At 37.5% G+C, this 6,141-nt stretch carries 6 protein-coding genes and 1 other RNA gene; 3 read left to right on the top strand and 4 right to left on the bottom strand.

Annotated elements, in window-relative coordinates:
* On the bottom strand, nucleotides 1–578 hold a 578-nt coding region (locus ACZFYI_RS14050; RefSeq protein WP_462524759.1), incomplete at its 3' end, for a hypothetical protein.
* A 53-nt stretch (nucleotides 579–631) separates the two neighbouring features.
* Here ACZFYI_RS14050 and ACZFYI_RS14045 point away from each other — a divergent pair.
* On the top strand, nucleotides 632–1,645 hold the full coding sequence (locus ACZFYI_RS14045) for a long-chain-fatty-acid--protein ligase (protein ID WP_462524758.1): 1,014 nt from the start codon (nucleotides 632–634) through the stop codon (nucleotides 1,643–1,645).
* Between the two features lie 187 nt (nucleotides 1,646–1,832).
* Here ACZFYI_RS14045 and ACZFYI_RS14040 read toward each other — a convergent pair whose 3' ends face one another.
* Both ACZFYI_RS14040 and rnpB read right to left on the bottom strand, forming a co-directional pair.
* Complete coding sequence (locus ACZFYI_RS14040) at nucleotides 1,833–2,990, bottom strand: sigma-54-dependent transcriptional regulator (protein WP_462524757.1); 1,158 nt, start codon at nucleotides 2,988–2,990, stop codon at nucleotides 1,833–1,835.
* A gap of 25 nt (nucleotides 2,991–3,015) precedes the next feature.
* Nucleotides 3,016–3,422: RNase P RNA component class A (rnpB, locus tag ACZFYI_RS14035), an RNA gene on the bottom strand.
* A gap of 314 nt (nucleotides 3,423–3,736) precedes the next feature.
* Here rnpB and ACZFYI_RS14030 point away from each other — a divergent pair.
* Both ACZFYI_RS14030 and ACZFYI_RS14025 read left to right on the top strand, forming a co-directional pair.
* Nucleotides 3,737–4,168, top strand: coding sequence for a DUF4442 domain-containing protein (locus ACZFYI_RS14030; protein WP_462524756.1), 432 nt, complete (start codon nucleotides 3,737–3,739; stop codon nucleotides 4,166–4,168).
* 61 nt (nucleotides 4,169–4,229) lie between these two features.
* The gene (locus ACZFYI_RS14025) at nucleotides 4,230–4,802 is read left to right on the top strand and encodes a DUF3109 family protein (protein ID WP_462524755.1); all 573 of its coding nucleotides are present in this window, start codon (nucleotides 4,230–4,232) and stop codon (nucleotides 4,800–4,802) included.
* A 123-nt stretch (nucleotides 4,803–4,925) separates the two neighbouring features.
* On the opposite strand, the gene ACZFYI_RS14020 is transcribed toward ACZFYI_RS14025, so the two are convergent.
* Nucleotides 4,926–6,071, bottom strand: coding sequence for an acyltransferase family protein (locus ACZFYI_RS14020; protein WP_462524754.1), 1,146 nt, complete (start codon nucleotides 6,069–6,071; stop codon nucleotides 4,926–4,928).
* Between the last annotated feature and the right edge of the window lie 70 nt (nucleotides 6,072–6,141).

Here is a 6,141-nt window from a genome sequence, read left to right as displayed (position 1 = left end):
GTGTCATTTCTAAAAATGGAATTCCAGCCAAATGAAAGCATGGAATATTGTATGCTTCCTTCTACGGGTAAGGCTTCGGAACCATTTATTATTCTTGGAAATCTCCCATTGAAAGTAGTGAAAAAAGGAGGATCCTCCCACTTGAACTCTGTGAATACCCCGTTCCTTTTAATAAAAAACCTTATAAAAATATTGTTTTGGTCTTCATTTTGATCCACCCAAACGGTATCTCTAACTACTTCATTGTTTATAATAGGGTTAATCACCCAATCAATAGGGTTATATGAAGGTGCTTCCGGAGGTCTCTGACTATAAACAATAAGATTACCCGACTGATCCCGAATGAAGGTGACGGGGTTAAAAGGAGGGTTCACATCACTTGGGTTAAGTCCTAAATCTCCTTCAGCATCTTTGAAATTGACGCTTACAATAAGGGAATCGGCCCCATCAGTTGTTGAGAAACTCAAATCTTTGAATGAAATCTCAGGGGTGGAGGGGAAATTATCAGGAGGGGAAATACAAGCCCCAGCTGCAAAAAGAATAGATAATAAAATCAGATAGTTTTTTACATTGCTCATGCTGATGTAAATTTACAAGAAATTCGACTAGGTCAAAACATCTTAACTTTTGAATGACAAATAATAAAACGATCAATTATTTTAAATGTTTTGGTGAAAAAATTCTTACTTCCGGTTTGCCTGATTTTGAAAGTGCAGCTTTGGAGTTGTATAAATTTCAATTGGAAAACAACCTGATTTATAGGGCTTATGTCAAAGCCAGAGGTTTAAATAATAAAGTTGTAAAAGACTTGATAGATATTCCCTTTTTACCGATAGGTTTTTTTAAAAATCATCAAGTAATTTCAGGTTCTAAAAGACATTTCGAAGGTTTTTTTTCAAGTAGTGGTACGACAGGAAGCATTACCAGCAAACATTACTATTGGTCTGAGGATTTTTATTTGAAACATTCTCTAAATCTATTTCAAAGAGAATATGGAAATATAAAGGACTTCCATGTTCTGGCATTGCTGCCCTCTTATCTTGAAAGAAAAGGAAGTTCATTGGTGAGTATGGCTGATTATTTCATTTCTCAATCGGAATCGGAGCATTCTGGATTTTATCTCTATAACCATAAAGAGCTCGTTTCAAAATTAAATGTACTTGCCGCATCCCATAAAAAAACATTGTTATTGGGAGTTACATTTGCATTACTAGACCTTCTTGAAAGTGGCTTGTCTATACCCAAAAATGAAAACCTTATAGTAATGGAGACAGGGGGAATGAAGGGTAGGAGAGTGGAAATGATCAGGGAATCGCTTCACCAAGTTCTAAAAGAAGCATTTCAGGTTAATAAAATTCATTCGGAATATGGTATGACGGAACTTATGTCCCAAGCTTATTCCAAAGGTGACGGAATTTACAATTTACCACCAAGTATGCGCGTTTACCTTAGGGATGTAAACGATCCGTTATCTTGGTCTGAGCGTTCCCAAGGAGGTCTTAATATTATAGATCTGGCAAATTTTCACTCCTGTTCATTTATTGAGACACAGGATTTGGGAAGAAAAATAGGGGAGGATAAGTTTGAGGTTTTGGGTAGATTTGATAACAGTGAAATCCGTGGCTGTAATTTAATGCTCAATTAATTTTGTATTCCTTTTTTTATTAAACATATTTGATTTTAAAACTCTAACATTTATGAGAAAATTAGCAATTATTGTAATGGCTGTTGGTCTTTTGGCCTTAGGTGCTTGTGCTTCTAGCAAACCTTGCCCAGCTTACGCCAAAGCTTTGGATAGCAAAGAAATTAAAGGATAAAAAGTATGCTGACTTTTAATAGTCAGCATATTTCTTGATGTCATTCAGACTGATTGTTTTTTCACCCAGGATTATCAATCTTTCAACCACATTTCTCAGTTCGCGGATATTTCCTGTCCAAGGAAATTCTTGGAGTTTGGACAGCGCCTCTTTTGAAATTTCTTTTTTGGCGGTTCCATATTCAGCAGCTACATCCTCTAGGAATTTTTCCACCAAAAGTGGAATATCTTCTTTGCGGTCTTTTAATGCCGGTACCTGAATCAGTATCACGCTAAGCCTATGGTAAAGATCTTCTCTGAAATTGCCTTCTTCGATTGCTTTTTTGAGGTCTTTATTGGTAGCAGCTAGGACTCTGACATCTACTTTAATGTCTTTATCCCCACCGACTCGGGTGATTTTATGGTCTTGCAGTGCCCTCAATACTTTTGATTGGGCTGAAAGACTCATGTCTCCAATTTCGTCAAGGAAAAGAGTCCCTCCATCGGCTTGTTCAAATTTCCCAATCCTTTGCTTGACAGCTGAAGTGAAGGATCCTTTTTCGTGCCCAAAAAGTTCACTTTCTATCAATTCTGAAGGTATTGCTGCACAGTTAACAGCTACAAAAGGTTCGTTAGATCGGTTGCTTTTTTGATGAAGCCAATGTGCTACCAACTCTTTTCCTGTGCCATTGGGGCCTGTAATTAATACCCTAGCATCCGTTGGCGCGACTTTTTCGATAGTATCCTTCACATGCATGATAGCTTGGGAAGTACCCACCATATCCAGTTTTTGAGAAAGTTTTTTCTTAAGAACTTTGGTTTCTGATACCAGATTCTTTTTATCCAAAGCATTCCTTACAGTGAGTAAAAGTCGGTTCAGGTCAGGTGGTTTTGGAATAAAATCAAAAGCGCCTTTTTTAGTAGCTTCCACTGCTGTTTCTATAGATCCATGTGCAGAGATCATGATGAATTGAGGCAACTTGTCCATTTCAGCGGCTTTTTCCAAAACCTCGATTCCGTCCATTTTTGGCATTTTTATATCACAAAGCACCAGGTCAAAATCCTCGTCCCTCATCATTTTCAAGCCTTGCTCTCCGTCCTGTGCTTCCGATATTTCATATTTCTCATACTCAAGAATTTCTCTTAATGTAGACCTGATGATTCTTTCATCATCGATGATTAGGATTTTGGACATAGTTCTTTTATAAATATTCAAAATTAAAAAGTGCAAGCCTGTAAGCCGGGTTCTGTTCAACATCCTTGATGGATGCATCTCTTGTCATCTATCTAGGCCTGACTTCGCAATCAGGCTCAATCGATCTACCCATCCCGCATAAAGACGAGCAACCTTTTATGAAACTTGGTTTCATCGCGGGACCTATTTGATCTTTCAACCCATAAGGTTTACCATGCCTCCCTCATCACTGATGGAGCGGTGGGCTCTTACTCCACCTTTTCACCCTTACCCCGACCGAAATCGGGGCGGTATATTTTCTGTGGCCCTTTCTGTTGTCAAACTGTCTCCGGCTTGACACCTTCCCGTTAGGAAGTATGGCGCTCTATGTTGCCCGGACTTTCCTCTTTTCCGGAGTTTTACCTTCAGACCAGCGACAAGTCGGCTTGCACGCTGCAAATTAAGCTAATTTCTCTAATGTTGGCCAAGGAACTTGTTTGGGGAATAGGTTTCGATAATAAAACGATTCATACAACTTGGTGTATCAAAATGTCCAACAATTGTAATTTTGGATTTTGATTTTATGTCTTGAAAAAAATCAAAAAAAATCAAACATTATAAAACATCCTGTGTTTTAAATTCAAAGGCTTAATAGCTTTTCTTCATAGTGCTGGGTTGAGCCGTTCCTTTCATAGGGAACGGTTCTTTTTTTATATTGCATGTCTATGGAAAATAAGTTATTCGAAAAATATAAAAAGCTCGTTAAGATGGTGAATTACTATCCTCCCTATTTTTTTTCAGGGATAAAAGTAATTTCATACAATGAGGACTTTACTTATTTTAAAGTAAGATTGAAACTCAACAGGTTCAATAAAAATCTTTTAGGCACCGCCTTTGGAGGCTCTTTGTATTCTATGTGTGACCCTTTTTTTATGTTTATTCTCACAATAAATCTTGGAAGCGGGTACATAGTATGGGATAAGGCTGCTTCTATTAATTTTGTAAAGCCCGGAAAAGGGACGGTTTTTGCTGAATTTCAATTGTCCCACGAAGAAATTTCAAGGATAAAATCTGAAGTTGACCAAATTGGAAAAAACATCTATACCTTTCCTTGTAAGGTTGTTGATGGGGAGGGGAAGTTGGTAGCGGAATTATCCAAAGACATTTACGTAAGAAAAAACGCCAAAAAATCAAGCTGATCGAGCTCTGATGCATGAACCGAGTCCCTTATTTTGTTTCTTTGCATAAAATATTTCGCAAATGATATTAGTAGGAAATGCTGTGATCAGTGATGACATTAAGGAACAGTTTTTTGTCTGTGATTTGGAAAAGTGTAAAGGAGCCTGCTGTGTCGAAGGGGATGCCGGTGCTCCTTTGGAAGATGAGGAAACGGGAATTTTGGAAGAATTATATCCTGTGATTAAAGAATATATTACCGAAGAAGGAAGAGCAGCTATAGAAGCTCAAGGTACTTGGGTATTTGACAAAGACGGGGACAAGGGTACTCCGACAATTGGAGAAAACAGAGAATGTGCTTATGCTTTATATGATAAGCGTGGTATTTTGAAATGTGGCATAGAGCAGGCTTATTTAGACGGAAAAACAAATTTCAAAAAGCCAATAAGCTGCCATCTTTATCCTATCAGAATAAAAAAATATGATGAGTTTGAAGCCTTAAACTATGATAGATGGGACATCTGCAGTGCAGCCTGTACTTTAGGAAGCAGTTTGGGAGTCCCCGTTTATAAGTTTCTAAAAGATGCACTAATTAGAAAATTTGGAATAGAATGGTACGATGAGTTGGTGGCTGAAATTGAGGGCAGTGGCAAGTGAACCGATTAAGATTCTTGGTATAATGATTGAGGATTGGTTTCAAAAAGAAATTTAAGTCCTTTTTGAAACCAATCCTTAACCTATAAATCAAGCATTCAGAATTTCCATTTCTTTGGAATTTTATCAGACTTTGATGTATATTTTTTTCTTGTCCATCCAATATCCTATAAGCCAGATCAACAGCATATAGGTAAGTGCAAATAGAAGAGAAGCGTTTTTATCTGATAACCAACTTGTATAGGCAGCTTCGTATATGATTCCTTTCAGGCTTTTTCCTCCTATTTCAATGGAATAAAATAAGGTGATGACCACTCCTGATAGTACATAAAGGATCAAAGGATTTCTTCCAAAAACCTCAAATGGATAAGTCCAGCTTCTTTTTTTCCAAACTTCGATCACCCAAATCAAAAATCCAATCAGGAAAAGGTCAAGCCCAACTGTCAAAAGCACATAAGAACTTGTCCATAATTTTTTGTTGATCGGAAAAACCAAATCCCAAATCAGGCAAAGAACAATAAGAATCAATCCGCCTAAAAACAGCGCTTTGACAGTTTTGATGTTGTTGCCGATCTGTTGGATCAATTTACCTGCAAAATATCCAGCAATTACATTGACTACGGAAGGAAAAGTACTCAGCAAACCTTCAGGTTCAAAAGGTACACCTTCACCCATATATAGGTTTTTCTCACCTATGATCAATAGATCGAGTTTTGATCCGAAATTGCCCAACATTGAATAAGGGTCAGCAGGATCTCCAAAGAAATATAGAACAGCCCAATATCCAAACAGGGCTATGAAACAGTATATGATTGCTCCTTTTTTTCCTAAATAAAAAAGAATCAATGAGGCAAAAAGATAGCAAAGGGCTATTCTCTGAAGTACTCCGAGAAGCCTGACTTCCGCCCAATTGATCATCACGATTTCTCCGGATTCACTGTACTCGAAAAAAGGAAAAGCATTCAATCCCCAACCTATGAGAAAAATCAAAGCAGCTCTTTTAAATACCTTTTTCAAAAAAATGCTTTGTCCCATTTTCTCCATTTTTTTCATACTGAAACTCATCGCATTGCCCACCACAAAAAGGAATGTAGGAAAGACAAGGTCAGTTATGGTGAAACCATGCCACTCTGCATGGGCAAAAGGCGAATACATATGGCTCCAACTGCCTGGAGTATTGACTATTACCATCAGGGCGATCGTCAGACCTCTCAATACATCAAGTGCCAAGTATCTTTCTTGAATAGGAATTCCTATTGATTGGGTGTTCATAGATTTTTGGGTTTTGTTATTTCTTCTGCAATCAAATTAAACATAATTCAATTTTTTTAAAAAGCGATAC

The organism is Aquiflexum sp. (genome assembly GCF_977115555.1).
This window is presented reverse-complemented; position numbering and strand designations above follow the sequence as displayed.